This is a genomic window from Cypionkella sp. PAMC25878, assembly GCF_058135695.1.
The window spans coordinates 4,180,077-4,195,228 of record NZ_CM176871.1; the positions used below are offsets into that span (position 1 = coordinate 4,180,077).

Consider the following 15,152-nt stretch of genomic DNA (forward strand, 5'->3'; position numbering starts at 1 on the left):
GCTAGCTGAGCTGCGCCTTGATCAGCGCACCGACCGCGCCAAAATCCATCATGCCGGTATACTTGGCCTTCAGCACCGCCATCACTCGGCCCATATCCTTGATGCTGGTGGCCCCCGCTTCGGCCACGGCTGCGGCAATCGCGGCCTCCAGATCAGCACCCGTCACCTGTTGCGGCAGGAACTCATTCAGCACTTTGATTTCGTTCAGCTCTTTGGCTTCCAACTCCGCCCGACCGCCCAAAGCATAGGCCTTGGCGGATTCTTGGCGTTGCTTCACCATCTTGCCCAGCAGCGTCAGAATGTCGTTCTCGCCGACCTCTGCACCCTCGCCACGCGCGGCAATTTCGCGGTCTTTGATCGCGGAAGACACCATGCGCAGCGTCGAAAGCCGTTCCGCCTGTTTCGCCTTCATCGCCTCTTTGACTGCCGCTTGCAGACGCTCACGCAACTCCATCTTTCGCACTCCTTAAAACTTTCGCAGACCATACACCCCCACCGGATTTGGCGCAACCGCAGGCCAAAACCACAAGCCATTGATCTTGCGATGGAATCCTTTTGCGGCAAACCCTTGACCCTGCAAGCCCCTGCCACTAGTGTCCGCCAGATTTTGCCGACAGGAGCCTCCGCCATGTCCACCGCCTCCGAATCTCACCAAGCATCGCGCCCGACCGCCTGTATCGCACTGTCCGATGGCTCGGTGTTCTACGGCCACGGCTTTGGTGCGGTGGGCGAGACGGTGGCGGAATTGGTGTTCAACACCGCAATGACCGGCTATCAGGAAATCATGACCGACCCGTCCTATGCCAGTCAGGTCGTCACCTTCACCTTCCCGCATATCGGCAACACCGGCGTCAATGTTGAGGATGACGAGACGGCCACCCCGGTTGCGGCTGGCATGGTGGTGAAATGGGACCCGACTGAGCCGTCGAACTGGCGCTCCACCGCCGATCTGCAAGCGTGGCTGCTGCAAAAGGGCCGCATCGGCATCGGCGGCATCGACACCCGCCGCCTGACCCGTGCGATTCGCCAACAAGGCGCGCCGCATGTGGCTTTGGCGCATGATCCCGAGGGCAAGTTTGACATCGGTGCGCTGGTCGCGAAAGCCCGAGCCTGGAAGGGTCTTGTTGGCCTTGATCTGGCGAAAGACGTGTCCTGCACGCAATCTTACCGTTGGGACGAGCAGCTGTGGGCTTGGCCGGACGGCTATACCAAGCGTGAGGGCGCGGGCTTGCGCGTCGTCGCCATTGATTACGGTGCCAAGCGCAATATCCTGCGCTGTCTCGCCTCGGCTGGCTGTGAAGTGACGGTGCTGCCTGCGACTGCGACGGCTGAAGACGTACTGGCGCTGAACCCCGAAGGCGTGTTCCTGTCCAACGGCCCCGGCGATCCGGCAGCTACTGGCAAATATGCGGTGCCGATGATCCAAGGAGTGTTGGCCCGCGACCTGCCGCTGTTCGGGATTTGCCTTGGCCATCAGATGCTTGCGCTGGCTTTGGGGGCCATCACCGTCAAAATGAACCACGGCCACCACGGTGCCAACCATCCGGTGAAAGACCTGACCACTGGCAAGGTTGAGATCACCTCGATGAACCACGGCTTCACGGTGGACAGCCAAACCCTGCCGAAAGGCGTGTCAGAAACCCATGTCTCGCTGTTTGATGGCTCGAATTGCGGCATCGCGGTCGATGGCAAGCCGATCTTTTCGGTGCAATACCACCCCGAGGCCTCGCCGGGCCCACAAGACAGCTACTATCTGTTTGAGCGGTTCGCCGAAGCCATTCGCGCCCGCCGCACGGCTTAAAGCCCGAAGTTTTCAGGCGCTGTTAACCAAGCATTAATTCTTCCGGTGCAGTCTTTACGGGCTGCCCGGAGGAATGATGTCCGTCACCCCGCTTCGCCCGATCCATCGTTTTCTACCCGGCATAGCTGCGCCGAACCCGGTGGTGTTGCCGCGGCCAACGGTGCAGACGCTGGTGGCAAAGTTGATGCAAGACAGAGTGGTGCAGCCGCATGTCATGCTGCAAGTGCTCGCCCAGCATACGCACCATCGTAGGCATCTGGCGGATATGCTGCTGGCACGTTGTGCCGTGCCGCCGGATGCACTTTATGACTGCATCGCCCAGCACTGGGACGTTGGCCGCGTCGATTTGATGGCGCTGCCCCCCGACCCACGTCTGACGGCGCAGCTTAACCATGTCACGGCGCTGCGGGAAGGCCTGCTGCCTTGGCGCAAAGTCGGGCAAGCCACGGTGATCGTCACCGCCTATCCTGATCTGTTCATCCGCCACCGCGCTTGGTTGGAAGATAGCTTTGGCTCCGTGGCGATGGCTGTTGCCCCCATGATTCAGATCGAATCCGCTCTACTGGCGGCGCATGGCGCGCGCCTTGCCCATGCCTCGGAAACCCGCGTTCCCGCTTTGGAAAGCTGTCGTGCCTATCACAGCACCACCTTGCAGAAACCGGCCGCAGTTCTTGCCGCCATCATCGGAATTTTCGCGCTGTTTCAACCTGTTGCGGCACTGGTTGCGGTATTTTCCATAGCGCTGACTGGCATGTTTTCCGCCAATATCATGAAGCTATTCGCCCTTGTGCTGATGCACAGGCCCGCGCCAGAGCCGCGCAACGCCACCATGATCGCCCATCTGCCTGTAGTTTCGGTGATGGTGGCTCTATACCGCGAAAGCAACATCGCAGTAAAACTGACGGCAAGGCTTGACCGGCTGGAGTATCCGCGGGAATTGCTGGATATTCTGCTGGTGGTCGAACAAGAAGACAAGATGACCCGCAACGCGCTGAATACCAGTGATTTGCCGGGGTGGATGCGGGTGATCGTGGTGCCGGATGGCACCGTTAAAACCAAACCAAGGGCGCTGAACTATGCGTTGGATCATTGCAGGGGCGCGATCGTCGGAATTTACGATGCCGAAGACGCGCCCGAACCTGACCAGATCCGCAAAATCGTTGACCGTTTTCATCAGCGCGGCCCAGAGGTGGTCTGCCTTCAAGGCCAGCTTGACTACTACAACCCGCGCAGCAATTGGCTTTCCCGCTGTTTCACCATCGAATACGCCTCGTGGTTCCGCGTGTTCCTGCCGGGGATTGAACGGATGGGGATGGCGATCCCACTTGGCGGCACCACTCTGTTCTTTCGGCGCAAAGCCTTGGAAGACCTCGGCGGTTGGGATGCGCAAAATGTCACCGAAGACGCCGATTTGGGCCTGCGGCTGTTCCGCCACGGCTACCGCACCGAGTTGATCGACACCACGACGTTTGAAGAAGCCAACTGCCGCTCGTTCCCATGGGTCAAGCAACGCTCGCGCTGGATCAAGGGCTATATGATGACTTGGATCACCCATATGCGCGACCCACGCCTGTTGTGGCAGCAACTCGGGCCGCGGTGCTTCATCGGTTTTCAGGTGCAATTCCTAGGCTCGATCCTGCAAGCCCTTCTGGCGCCTTTGCTATGGTCGCTGTGGCTGATCCCATTCGGGTTTCAGCACCCACTGCCGAACGCTATCGGCGGCACGGCTTTTGAGGCGATTTATCTTGCTATGATGGCGACTGCTGTTCTGACCATCTTCTTTGACATCGCAGGGATGCGCCGCACCAAACATGGACTTAATCCGCTGTGGGCGCTGACACTGACGCTTTATCACCCTTTGGCAACGCTCGCCGCCTATAAGGCGCTGTGGGAATTGATGACAAAACCGTTCTACTGGGACAAAACCAGCCATGGCCATTTTGGCCTATAACACATTGGTCTTGAAAGATTATCGCGTCTTCAACTCGCCAGAATCCACCCGCAGCCGGGTCTCAAACGCCTTCGAGATATGCGATTTCAGCGCCAAATAGGCTGCCTCACCATCATGGGCTTCGATCGCAAGCACGATCTGATCATGCTCGGCCAAAGCCACTTCATCACGACCGGCAGCCGCAAAAGTTGTCGTCGCCATCAACGCCATCGAGCGGTGTACCAAATCCAACTGCTGCACCAGAAAGCGATTGTGGCTGGCGAGGTGAATCAACCGATGAAACCGCTTGTTGGCCCGGCTGAGGGCACGGGGATCACCGCCCAGCAGCGCGCGATCCTCCTCGACCATGCCACGTAGCACCCGGATTTCCTCATCCGAGGCATGACGGGCCGCCAACCGCGCCGCCAGACCCTCCAATTCGGTACGCACGACGTAAAGTTCCGCCAACTGGTTGTGATCCAGCGAGGCCACGATTAAACTGCGACCGTCCCGCGTCAGCATGCCTTGGGTTTCCAGCCGTTGCAGCGCCTCGCGTACCGGAGTGCGCGACACCCCGAGCCGCTCGGCCAGCTCCGATTCGACCAACCGATCCCCCGGTTTGTGAATCCCGGCCTCGATCGACTCGAGGATTAATGTGTAAGCATCCTTCTGCACGGCGTGGGCTCCTCCTTGTCGGGCGACACTAAACGCCCACGCCGTAGGATCAAGCGATTGCTGCGCAGAAAGCTTCAGGCTATCCCTGCAGGATGAAAAAACAGTTTCAACATGTCACGTCTTGGGTCTTTGATCTGGACAACACGCTGTATCCGCCGCAGTTCCGGCTGTTCGATCAGATTGAGCTGCGGATGACGGCTTGGGTGATGAACGCGCTTGGCGTCGGCAAGACCGAGGCGGACCGCTTGCGTCAGCACTATTGGGACAGTTATGGCACGACGCTTGCCGGCTTAATGCGAGAGCATGACATCGACCCCGCGCCATACCTGCAAGACGTGCATGATATCGATTTCTCCGTGCTTCCGGCCGATCCAGATCTTGCCGCCCGCATCCGCGCCCTGCCCGGTCGTCGCATCGTCTACACCAATGCCTGCGCGCCTTATGCCCATCGCGTGTTGGAAGCGCGCGGGCTGTCGGGCCTGTTCGACGCGGTTTACGGTGTGGAACACGCGGGTTTTCGCCCCAAACCTGAACGCGCCGCCTTTGAGACGATCTTTACGCAAGACGGTCTTGATCCCACAACAGCCGCGATGTTTGAAGATGATCCGCGCAACCTGATGGCCCCGCATCAGATAGGGATGAAAACCGTGCATGTCGCGCCCAAGGCACTGAAAGCGCTGCATATTCAGCATCACACCGATGATCTGGCAGGTTTTCTCGCCACGCTGGTGTAGGCAGACCCGAGACGCTTTGTCGCCTCGCTTTCCGCCAAAATCTCGCTAAAATTATCGGCAAAGGGATCGCCATGACACGCATTTCCACCGATATCCTGATCTCTGGCGGTGGCGTCGCTGGCCTCGCCGCCGCCGCAGCTTTTGGCAGCGCTGGTTTTTCGGTCATTTGCGCCGACCCCAGCCCCCCCGTCACAGATGCCGAAGCCGATGGCGCAGACCTGCGCACCACGGCGTTTTTGCAGCCGTCGATTCCCGTACTGCAAGCCGCTGGTCTGTGGACGCGGCTGGAACCCTTCGCCGCCGCCCTGCAAATCATGCGGATCATCGACGCGGGCGGCGAGGCCATCGAGCCGCGTGTTATCAAAGACTTCAACGCCGCAGACCTCTCCAATGCCCCGTTCGGCTGGAACCTGCCAAACTGGTTGCTGCGGCGTGAGATGGTCGCCCGGTTGGCCGATCTGCAGAGTGTCAGGTTCCTGCCCGGCATCGCCACGACTGCCCTGCTGACCCGCGAATCCGAGGCTTTGGTGACGCTGTCTGATAGCCGCAAAGTCAGCGCAAAACTGGTGATCGCCGCCGATGGCCGGGCCTCTACCATGCGCGCAGCCCTTGGTATTCCCATTAAAACCACCCGCTATGGGCAAAAAGCGCTGGCTTTTGCGGTCACTCACCCCATCCCGCATGATAACGTCTCAACCGAAATTCACCGCTCTGGCGGCCCCTTCACCCTCGTGCCGCTTCCCGATCGCGCTGGCTTGCCCTGCTCTGCCGTGGTCTGGATGGAAACCGGGCCAGAAGCACAGCGCCTCGCCGCCCTGCCTGTTCCGGACTTCGAGGCCGCGATCAATGCCCGGTCCTGCCAAACTCTCGGCCCACTAACCCTCGCCTCGCGGCGTTCGGCCTGGCCGATCATCAGTCAAATCGCGGCTAGGATGGCGGGTGAGCGGGTTGCCCTAATGGCCGAAGCCGCACATGTCGTCCCTCCCATAGGGGCGCAGGGGCTGAACATGAGCCTCGCCGATCTGGCCGTGCTGCTGGAACTGGCGCAGGCTGATCCTGCCAAACTCGGCAGTGCCAAGATGCTCGATACCTACCACCGCCGCCGCCATTTTGACGTACAGGCGCGGGTGACCGGCATAGACGCGCTGAACCGCGCCTCGATGATCGAGGGCCAATTCCTGCGCGATCTGCGCGCAGGGGCATTGAATGCATTCTATTCCGTCGCTCCGGTGCGCAAAACGCTGATGAAAGCCGGGTTGGGCCTGCGTTAACGGCTGTTGAACTTGCCCTTCAACGCATCGGCGAAAGCACTGCTACCGCCCGATGACCCTGCGGAGGTTGGCAGAGGCTTTCCGCGCTGCGGCTGCGGTGCGCGATCCTGCTGACGCTCGCGCACCTGCTCGCGCGCCTCGCCACTGTCGGATTTCATCGTCAGGCCAATGCGCTTGCGCGGCACGTCAACCTCGACCACCCGCACCTTCACCACATCGCCCGCCTTAACCACTTCATGCGGGTCTTTGACGAATTTGTCAGCCAGTTGACTGACATGCACCAGCCCATCCTGATGCACACCAATATCCACAAAGGCGCCAAAAGCCGCGACATTGGTGACGGTGCCTTCCAGCATCATGCCGGGTTTAAGGTCTTTGATATCCTCAATCCCATCGGCAAAAGTCGCGGTCTTGAAGCTGGGCCGGGGGTCACGACCGGGCTTTTCCAACTCGGCGAGAATGTCTTTTACCGTGGGCAAACCGAACTTCGCATCGACAAAGCTGCGCGGATCTAGGCCCTTCAGCGCCGCCGGGTCCGCCATCAACGCGCGAATATCCCGGCCACAAGCCGCAATGATTTTGCGTGCCACATCATAGGCTTCCGGGTGAACCGAACTTGCGTCCAGCGGCTCTTTGCCACCCGAGATTCGCAAAAATCCCGCCGCCTGCTCAAAAGCTTTCGGCCCCAGCCGCGCCACTTTCAGCAATTCGCGCCGGGTTGCGAACGGTCCATTGGCGTCGCGGTGGCTGACAATCGCCTCCGCCAGCCCCGGCCCGACACCCGATACCCGTGCCAGCAACGGCGCAGATGCCGTGTTCAGATCAACCCCAACCGCGTTCACCGCGTCTTCCACCACGGCCTCTAGGCTGCGGCCCAAGCGGTGCTGATCGACATCGTGCTGGTACTGGCCGACGCCGATGGCTTTCGGCTCGATCTTAACCAGTTCGGCAAGCGGGTCTTGCAGTCGGCGCGCAATCGACACCGCACCCCGCAAAGATACGTCCAGCCCCGGAAATTCTTTCGCCGCCAGCTCTGACGCCGAATAGACCGAAGCCCCCGCCTCGGAGACGATAACTTTCACCGGCTTTTCCGCCCCCGGCAACAGCGCCAACAGGTCAGCCACCATTTTCTCGGTCTCGCGGCTCGCCGTGCCGTTGCCGATTGAGATCAGCTTGACCCCATGCTTGACAATCGCCTGCGCAATCGCCGCCTGCGCGCCGCGCAGATCGTTTTTCGGCTGAAACGGATAGACGGTATCGGTCGCGAGAACCTTACCGGTGCCGTCCACCACCGCAACCTTCACCCCGGTCCTGATCCCCGGATCAAGCCCCATTGTGGCCTTACCGCCCGCCGGTGCCGCCAGTAGCAAGTCTTTCAGATTGCGCGCAAAAACCGCAATCGCCTCGGCTTCTGCCCGCTCCCGCAACTCGCTCATTAAATCCAGCGTCAGAGAGGTTTTCAATTTAACTCGCCAGCCCCAAGCCGCAGCCTCACGCAGCCAAGCGTCGCCCGTGCCCCGACCCGAGGCGTTCAATGCTGCCGCACAAGCCCGCTCTGCCGGGCTGTCGCCCTTCGGCGCATCAGGGTCAATCTCTAGGTCAACCGTCAGAAAACCTTCGTTCTGCCCGCGCAGCATCGCCAGCACGCGGTGGCTTGGCGCGCCCGCCCACGCCTCGTTATGCGCGAAGTAATCCGAGAACTTCGCGCCCGCTAGCTCTTTGCCCGCCACGCCTTTGGCGTTCAGCCGCCCGATCTGCTTCATATGACCGCGCAACCGACCCAAAAGCGCTGCATCCTCGGACAGCCCTTCGGCGATAATATCTCGCACGCCCTCCAAGGCAGCTTTCACATCCGCCACAGCTTCGGTCACGAACCCCTTCGCCAAAACCGCAGGGTCCGCCGCCCGATCCGCCAGAATCGCCTCTGCCAGTGGAGCCAGCCCATTTTCGCGCGCAATCATCGCCCGCGTACGGCGCTTCGGCTTGTAGGGCAGGTAGATATCTTCCAACTCAGCCTTGGTCGTGGCCTTTGCCAAAGCCCCGGACAAAGCATCGGTCAGCTTGCCCTGATCGGAAATCGAGCCCAGAATCGCCGCCCGCCGCGCTTCAAACTCGCGTAAATACACCAACCGCTCCGCCAGGTTGCGCAGTTGGGTGTCGTCCAAGCCGCCCGTCACCTCTTTGCGATAACGCGCAATGAAGGGCACCGTCGATCCTTCGTCCAACAGCGTGATGGCGGAGGTCACCTGCGCCGCAGTCGCGCCAATTTCTGCTGCAATAACAAGGGGTATACGGCGGGTCGCTTCGGGGGTCATGGCTTGGTCCTTCACTTGGAAGGCCGACCATACAGCCGCAAAGCGCTGGGGCCAAGAGCCGCACTGCGGGCCAAGCGGGCTTTAACCAAGGCTGAAAGGAGAGATGGTACCACGTCCCCGGCTCGAACGGGGGACCCCTAGATCCACAATCTAGTGCTCTAACCAACTGAGCTAACGCGGCACGCAAGTGGGGATTTAACGCCGCCCTCGCCGGATTGCAAGGGCAGGATTGCCAAAGTTTGCCCCACTTGCTACCCCAATGCAAAGATAAAGGAACAGCCAGATGGGCATCGACAAGCAAAGCGATATCGCCGCCAATATCCAGATCGGCCCAACCGAGCTGGGCATGGTGCGGATCTATATCGAAGCCGATGGCGGCATCGAACTGCCGTTGGACTTTGATGCCGACGAGGCCGAGGAAATCGCCGAAGAACTGATGTCGGCCGCCGAAGCCGCGCGGGCGATTGCAGGCGGCGCTAAACCGAAGAAAAAACGCTGACACCGGGATCGCGGTAGGTTTGCAACCGCAGCGCCGCGTGGCGGGCGAATTTTTGCAGCATCACTTTGCGGCGGGCAGCGGGCAGTGGCGTGTCCGGCCCCATTCGCAGAATCGCCGCGTCATAGGCATCGGCGATGATCAAACCTGACGCCTCTGGCAGCAGTTGGGTTGGAAAATCGCCATCCACCGCCCAGAAAAACCGATCACACCATTCCAGATAGCCCTGCCATTTCTGATCCGCCCTATAATCGGCGCGGCTGGATTTGCATTCGATGATCCAGATTTCGCCCTTGGGGCCCAATGCCATCACATCCACCCGCAGACCGGGGGTCGGCACCAGTTCTTCCACTGTCACGAAATCAGACTGCCGCATGGCCCGACACACCCCACGCGCAAGGCGCTGGCCGGGCATCGGCGGTAAGAGGTTTTCCATATCCATCGGCAAAATATGAACCAAACGTGAACACCTCGCAAGGCCCGTCAGGCCCCTTGCCATCAGCCCCCCCCAAGCCTACATTCAGCCTTGGCGGGTTCTGCTCTTCTCGTGTATGGCCCTTTTCCAGTGGCCGATAAGCATCTCCGAGGGAGCTGGCTCTGGCAAGATCCTGGTCTTGCTACCTGGCGACCAACCTGAACACTCAGGCTCTCGGGAAATTCACGCCGTCACGGCCGCTGCGGGCCCGCCACTTCTACCCAGCGCATGAAAAAGGGGACAGTACGCTGTCCCCTTTTCCGCATCTTAGGCTCGAATCAGATCAGAAGCCGTAAACCAGCGACACGCCCAGTTTGTTGTCCGCGCGGATCGCGCGGCTGTCGTTATAGTCGGTCAGATAGCTGACACGGGTCGAGAACGCGTCCGTCACCTTAAAGCTCACGCCCAAGTCGTTGCCGATGCGCAGCGCGGTGTCCGATTTCAGGACATCAGTATCCATGCTGGCAAAAACGTTGTCGTTGAACTTATAGAAGAAGCGCGACGACACGATGCCCGCTGATTCAGTGGTGCTGCGGTCATCACCGAATTCCAGATAGCTGATACCCACGCCCGCCTGCACGCGCCAAGCGATGTTCTCGTTGTTCACGATGCGGTAACCCGGACCAAAGCCCAAAAACGCATCTTTCGACACCGAGGTGGACGGGTCGACCGCGTCTTGCGCCAAACCGTCCGAGTTAACTCGGCCCAAGACAAAGCCGTAAATCTTGTCGGTGAAGTAATAGTTGGCGTCATAGACTGCCAACACATCTTCTTTCGATTTCACGTTATCGGCATCGGCATAGTCAACCACAAAGCTGAGGGTCTGCACGAAGCGGTCTTGGTTGAAACGCAACCGCGCCCCAGCCGAAAACTCTTGCGATTCATTGTTGCCGGTCTTGCCGCTGTAGCCCAGCGAGGCCGAACCCGACATGCCTTGGCGCATGTCCTGATTGCCAAAGCGCATCTCATCATTGCCACGCGCCATGTCACGGTTGGCTTTGATCGCCAAGTCGTCGACCTGATCGTCAACCGCAGACGACCCCAGCAGCGTTGTCTGTGCCACCGCAGGCAGCGACCCAACAGCCAGAGCGAATGCGGATACTGCCGCGATACGAGTTACGTTCTTCATGATCCGTCCTTTCAACATCTATCCCTTGCGTCGAAGCTTTCCGGCGCTGCAGTGCAAATGTTTCATCAGGGAAGGTCATTCAAGAGCAGATGCCAAGCAAATGATTTCACATCATTTTTCCGCCGAAATCCTAAAATTTGTGGCGAGGTTCTGCCCAAATCCTGTAACAAAGCCACTATTGCAGAAACGTGATGGAACCAGCCCGAGGGTCTTGGATGGCCTCGTTAAACAGGCCAAATTTGGGAGTTTTTCGCCTGCTACGCTGCAGCGGCAACATGCCAGTGTTGCGCGAAAACCGCAGAAACAGCCCGAAGAGCCGCGTGATCAGCGCCGAAATCTCTGTATCGGCGGATCACTGCGTCGCTGGCACGAACACCATCTGATGACCCGCCCCGGTCAGCGTAAGTTTGGTTGGCGTTTCGTCAGCCATCTCGATGCCCTGAAGCGTTTGGAAGAACTCCGCCTCGCCCTTGATCTGCAAACAGGCCATCCGTGTGGTGCCAATCATGCCCAGCTCAAAGGCCCCGCTGTCCCGCGCCACATCGGCGAAATAGCGGTTGCAGGGCGCTTGGCCTGTAACCCGTCCCGGCTCGGCCAAGCTGAGCGTTGCGGTATAATCCACCGCCGCGCCATTGACCGTTGCCAGCACCCAATCGGTGCCCACCTGCCCGGTCTCCACACAAGCCACCAGCATCAGCGCCGCCATCCAGAGATGTTTCATCGCATAGTCCTTTCACAACCGACAAAGCTTTGACGCGCGCCAAAGCAATATCCTTGGAAAAAATTTGGCCCCGAAACTTAATTGACCTAGGAACTTAAAATGCCTCGGGCTTCGCTTCGCGCGCCATATGGTCCAGCACCGCGTTGACGAATTTTGACTCTTTCCCCTCGGGGAAAAATGCCTTGGCGACATCGACATATTCGTTGATCGTGACTTTCGGCGGCGTAATCATCTGGGTCAATTCCGCCCCGGCGGCACGGAACAACGCGCGGATCACCGGGTCAATCCGATCAATCGGCCATTTCGCCACCAGCGCGCGGTCGGTCATCTGGTCAATCATCGCCTGAAAGTTCACCGCATGATCAACGACGGCGCGGAAGTGTGTGACATCGCCCTCGGCCATCTCGTCGCCATCATAAATCGCCCCGAAGCGATGAGTTTCAAACTCGCGACGGATCGACTCGACGGTCTGCCCTGAGGCCTCCATCTGAAACAACGCCTGCACGGCATAAAGCCGGGCGGCTGATTTCATCTGCTTCTTGTCAGGCTTGGCGGTGTTGGAAGTCATGGACGAAAACCGATCCCTTTGGTGTCGGTCGCCCATTTGCGCGATAAGGCGATCAGGTGCAAGGCCGCAGCGGCCGCGCCGCCACCTTTGTTTTGCCCAGCGGCCTCAGCACGCACCTCAGCCTGCGTGCGGTTTTCCACCGTCAGGATGCCATTGCCAATCGCGGCACCCTGCAACCCCAGCATGGTGATCGCGCGGGAACTGTCATTGCACACCGTATCGTAATGCGTCGTCTCACCACGAATGACGCAGCCCAACGCCACATAGCCGTCAAACTCTGCCATCCGCTCGGCCAGAGCAATCGCCGACGGCACTTCCAGCGCCCCCGGCACTTCGACCACCTCAGTTGTCGCGCCGCAAGCCGCAGCCACCGCCTGCGCGCCCGCCACCAGCTGATCTGTGATGTCCTTATAGTAAGGTGCCACCACGATCAGCAGCTTCACCGGGGCCGAAAACTCGGGCAGCGGCAGGGCGTAATGGGTTTCACTGGCAGCCATGATCTACTCCGCAATCGCACGGGTGCCGACAATCGACAGCCCATAAGCGTCCAGGCCCACCACTTTCGGAGCCTTGGAATTTGTTACCAAAGTAATCGCGCTCAGACCCAGCGCCGACAAAATCTGCGCGCCTAAACCATACTGACGTAAGGTGTGGGGAGAAGCCTCGCCCGCCTCAACCTTCATAGAGGTGTCGCGCAACAGCACAATCGCCCCACGCCCCTCGGCAGCAATCACCCGCATCGCGCCCTGCAAATCACCGACATGATCGTCACCAATGCCCAGCACATCCTCCAGCGCGTTCAGCGTATGCACCCTCGCCAGCACCGGAGCATCGCCAGACAGATCGCCTTTGGTCAGCACGACATGCTCATCGCCATGGGTCTCATCGGCGAATATCCGCATCAGCCAATCGCCACCATGCAAGGATTGCACCCGCTTGACCGAGCGTTCTTTGATCAGATTGTCATGCCGCCGCCGATAGGCGATCAGATCGGAAATCGTGCCGATCTTCAGATTGTGCTTTTGCGCAAACGCCACCAGATCCGGCAGCCGTGCCATCGTGCCGTCATCCTTCATAATCTCGCAGATCACCCCCGACGGGTTCAAGCCGGCCAGCCGGGAAATATCGGTCGCAGCTTCCGTGTGCCCCGCCCGCACCAACACGCCACCGTCACGCGCCCGCAACGGGAACACATGTCCCGGCGTCGCCAGATCACTCGGTGCAGATTTCGGATCAATCGCCACCGCAATCGTGATCGCGCGATCTTGGGCGGAAATCCCGGTTTCTACCCCCTCGCGCGCCTCAATCGAGACGGTAAACGCAGTCTCATGACGGCTGGAGTTTTTCGAGGCCATCAGCGGCAACCCCAAAGCATCAATCCGCGCCCCAGTCAGCGTCAGGCATATCAGCCCGCGCCCATGCGTCGCCATGAAATTCACTGCCTCAGCCGTGGCCATTTCCGCCGGGATCACCAGATCGCCTTCGTTTTCGCGATCTTCATGGTCGACCAGAATGAACATCCGGCCATTGCGGGCGTCTGCGATGATTTCCTCAACGGACGAGATAGCGTCCGAGTATTCCGTGCGTGTGGTCATGATCTGGCTTCCTGCAACTCTCACTTTGCCAATAGCGCCAAAGATCGCCAAAAGCCAGAGCGCGCTGCCGAACAGTGCTTGTGCAAATCGCCCAGTGACGGCCTAAAATTTATCTAAAATTTGCGGCTTCATCTTGGCAAAAATACTCCCGCCGGAGGCTGCTTGGCGTCAACAAGCCCAAGCTTAGTCGAAAAGCCCAAGCCTAAAAGCCCGCGAAAAACCGCTCTGCAGGAAGATAGCCCGCAAGCCGCCCCGCCGCACACCAATCCCGTTCCAAAGCCAGATCGCCGACCAGCAACACCCGATCCCCCGGCACTTTGCCCAAAGCTGCCCGGACCGCCGCCCGCGCCTCGGCAAATTTCGCCAATGCAAAGGGTGCGGGATGCGCTTGATCAATCTGCGGATTCACCAGCACGGCTTGGACTGACAGCGGAGCCACCGCCAAAGCAATCCGCGCGCAGGTCATCGCATCGAGCTTCTCCGCCCGATCCAGCGGCAAGCTCGCGCACCCCCGCACCAATCGCAATGCGTTCGAGGAAAACAGAAACGCGATCAGATCATGCCCCGTCGCCACCCTGACCGAGGCGTAGGTCTTATACTCCAAACCCAAATCCCGCGCCCGCTTCACCCGCAACCGCACCACTTCAATCGGCAGGGTCGGCAACAACTGCTCACGTGCCGCCCGCCAACAATGCGTCCGCCACGCCACCCCCGGCTGCATCGAAGGCCCGCCGTTATGCCCTAAGCCCGTCACGGCCTATTCCCACTCGCGCAGCCGCGCCACATAGCGCGCCATCGTATCGACTTCTAGGTTCACCTTATCGCCCAGCTTGACCTCGCCCCACGTCGTCACTGCCTGGGTATGCGGGATGAAATTGATGCCAAAATCGCAGCCATCGACCTCATTCACCGTCAAAGACGTGCCATTCAGCGCAACCGAGCCTTTCGACGCGATAAACTTCGCCAAAGCCTCTGGCGCGCGAAATGTCACTCGCACAGAGTCGCCCTCGGGCACAATCCGCACCACTTCGGCCACGCCATCAATATGGCCCGAGACGATATGCCCGCCCAATTCATCGCCCACCTTCAACGCCCGCTCTAGGTTCAGCCTTTTGCCGATCTTCCACCCCGCGAGATTGGTTTTCGAGACCGATTCCGCCGAAATCTGCACATCAAACCAGTTGCGCGGAGAAGTCCCCAGCGCCACCACCGTCAAACAAACCCCCTCGCAGGCGATCGACGCGCCAATATCCACGCGGGCAACATCATAGACCGTGCCGATCCGCGCTCGCAGATCGCCGCGCTGCTCCAGCTCCAGCACTTCGCCCATATCGGTGACAATTCCGGTAAACATCGCTTGGCCCTCATGATTTGCCTCAAAGCTACCGCCTGCGCCGGGCTTGCGCAATCGCCTCAAATTCGCCGCGCTTCTCGTGTTAGGG

At 59.8% G+C, this 15,152-nt stretch carries 16 protein-coding genes and 1 tRNA gene; 5 read left to right on the forward strand and 12 right to left on the reverse strand.

The window, feature by feature from the left end; all coding sequences use genetic code 11:
- Position 1 precedes the first annotated feature (1 nt).
- Complete coding sequence (locus ACS5RD_RS20625) at positions 2 to 454, reverse strand: GatB/YqeY domain-containing protein (RefSeq protein WP_489928932.1); 453 nt, start codon at positions 452 to 454, stop codon at positions 2 to 4.
- 174 nt (positions 455 to 628) lie between these two features.
- Here ACS5RD_RS20625 and carA point away from each other — a divergent pair, with 174 nt between their 5' ends.
- Both carA and ACS5RD_RS20635 read left to right on the forward strand, forming a co-directional pair.
- Complete coding sequence (gene carA / locus ACS5RD_RS20630; RefSeq protein ID WP_489928933.1) at positions 629 to 1,801, forward strand: glutamine-hydrolyzing carbamoyl-phosphate synthase small subunit; 1,173 nt, start codon at positions 629 to 631, stop codon at positions 1,799 to 1,801.
- A 76-nt stretch (positions 1,802 to 1,877) separates the two neighbouring features.
- Complete coding sequence (locus ACS5RD_RS20635; protein ID WP_489928934.1) at positions 1,878 to 3,752, forward strand: glycosyltransferase family 2 protein; 1,875 nt, start codon at positions 1,878 to 1,880, stop codon at positions 3,750 to 3,752.
- 18 nt (positions 3,753 to 3,770) lie between these two features.
- On the opposite strand, the gene ACS5RD_RS20640 is transcribed toward ACS5RD_RS20635, so the two are convergent.
- A complete protein-coding gene (locus ACS5RD_RS20640; RefSeq protein WP_054006938.1) occupies positions 3,771 to 4,406 on the reverse strand; it encodes a GntR family transcriptional regulator in 636 nt (211 codons plus the stop codon).
- Between the two features lie 92 nt (positions 4,407 to 4,498).
- Here ACS5RD_RS20640 and ACS5RD_RS20645 point away from each other — a divergent pair, with 92 nt between their 5' ends.
- Both ACS5RD_RS20645 and ACS5RD_RS20650 read left to right on the forward strand, forming a co-directional pair.
- Positions 4,499 to 5,140 (forward strand): pyrimidine 5'-nucleotidase, encoded by a 642-nt coding sequence (locus tag ACS5RD_RS20645; protein WP_489928935.1) that lies wholly within the window; start codon positions 4,499 to 4,501, stop codon positions 5,138 to 5,140.
- Between the two features lie 71 nt (positions 5,141 to 5,211).
- Positions 5,212 to 6,411, forward strand: coding sequence for a UbiH/UbiF family hydroxylase (locus ACS5RD_RS20650; RefSeq protein WP_489928936.1), 1,200 nt, complete (start codon positions 5,212 to 5,214; stop codon positions 6,409 to 6,411).
- Here the strand turns inward: ACS5RD_RS20650 and ACS5RD_RS20655 are convergent.
- The gene (locus ACS5RD_RS20655; protein ID WP_489928937.1) at positions 6,408 to 8,726 is read right to left on the reverse strand and encodes a Tex family protein; all 2,319 of its coding nucleotides are present in this window, start codon (positions 8,724 to 8,726) and stop codon (positions 6,408 to 6,410) included. The two genes, ACS5RD_RS20650 and ACS5RD_RS20655, sit on opposite strands and share 4 nt — an antisense overlap.
- A gap of 104 nt (positions 8,727 to 8,830) precedes the next feature.
- A tRNA-His gene (locus ACS5RD_RS20660) sits at positions 8,831 to 8,907 on the reverse strand.
- A gap of 102 nt (positions 8,908 to 9,009) precedes the next feature.
- On the opposite strand from ACS5RD_RS20660, the gene ACS5RD_RS20665 reads away from it, so the two are divergent.
- Entirely contained in the window at positions 9,010 to 9,225 is a 216-nt protein-coding gene (locus ACS5RD_RS20665; RefSeq protein ID WP_054006934.1) for a DUF6324 family protein, read from the forward strand.
- Here the strand turns inward: ACS5RD_RS20665 and ACS5RD_RS20670 are convergent.
- The 8 genes from ACS5RD_RS20670 to ACS5RD_RS20705 form a co-directional block, all read right to left on the reverse strand.
- A complete protein-coding gene (locus ACS5RD_RS20670) occupies positions 9,203 to 9,664 on the reverse strand; it encodes an MmcB family DNA repair protein (protein ID WP_489931413.1) in 462 nt (153 codons plus the stop codon). The two genes, ACS5RD_RS20665 and ACS5RD_RS20670, sit on opposite strands and share 23 nt — an antisense overlap.
- A gap of 316 nt (positions 9,665 to 9,980) precedes the next feature.
- Entirely contained in the window at positions 9,981 to 10,826 is an 846-nt protein-coding gene (locus ACS5RD_RS20675; RefSeq protein WP_054007176.1) for a DUF481 domain-containing protein, read from the reverse strand.
- A 352-nt stretch (positions 10,827 to 11,178) separates the two neighbouring features.
- Positions 11,179 to 11,547, reverse strand: coding sequence for an META domain-containing protein (locus ACS5RD_RS20680; RefSeq protein ID WP_489928938.1), 369 nt, complete (start codon positions 11,545 to 11,547; stop codon positions 11,179 to 11,181).
- A 94-nt stretch (positions 11,548 to 11,641) separates the two neighbouring features.
- Positions 11,642 to 12,115: a transcription antitermination factor NusB gene (gene nusB / locus ACS5RD_RS20685; protein WP_054006932.1), complete on the reverse strand. Its 474-nt coding sequence runs from the start codon at positions 12,113 to 12,115 to the stop codon at positions 11,642 to 11,644.
- The gene (locus ACS5RD_RS20690) at positions 12,112 to 12,612 is read right to left on the reverse strand and encodes a 6,7-dimethyl-8-ribityllumazine synthase (RefSeq protein ID WP_489928939.1); all 501 of its coding nucleotides are present in this window, start codon (positions 12,610 to 12,612) and stop codon (positions 12,112 to 12,114) included. The genes nusB and ACS5RD_RS20690 overlap by 4 nt, the downstream gene beginning before the upstream one ends.
- Positions 12,613 to 12,615: 3 nt before the next feature.
- Positions 12,616 to 13,710 carry a 3,4-dihydroxy-2-butanone-4-phosphate synthase gene (gene ribB / locus ACS5RD_RS20695; protein WP_054006930.1) on the reverse strand — a complete coding sequence of 365 codons (1,095 nt, stop codon included), beginning with the start codon at positions 13,708 to 13,710 and terminating at the stop codon, positions 12,616 to 12,618.
- 202 nt (positions 13,711 to 13,912) lie between these two features.
- A complete protein-coding gene (locus ACS5RD_RS20700) occupies positions 13,913 to 14,464 on the reverse strand; it encodes a hypothetical protein (protein ID WP_489928940.1) in 552 nt (183 codons plus the stop codon).
- 3 nt (positions 14,465 to 14,467) lie between these two features.
- Positions 14,468 to 15,064, reverse strand: a complete 597-nt coding sequence (locus ACS5RD_RS20705) for a riboflavin synthase (protein ID WP_054006928.1) — start codon at positions 15,062 to 15,064, stop codon at positions 14,468 to 14,470.
- Positions 15,065 to 15,152: the final 88 nt, after the last annotated feature.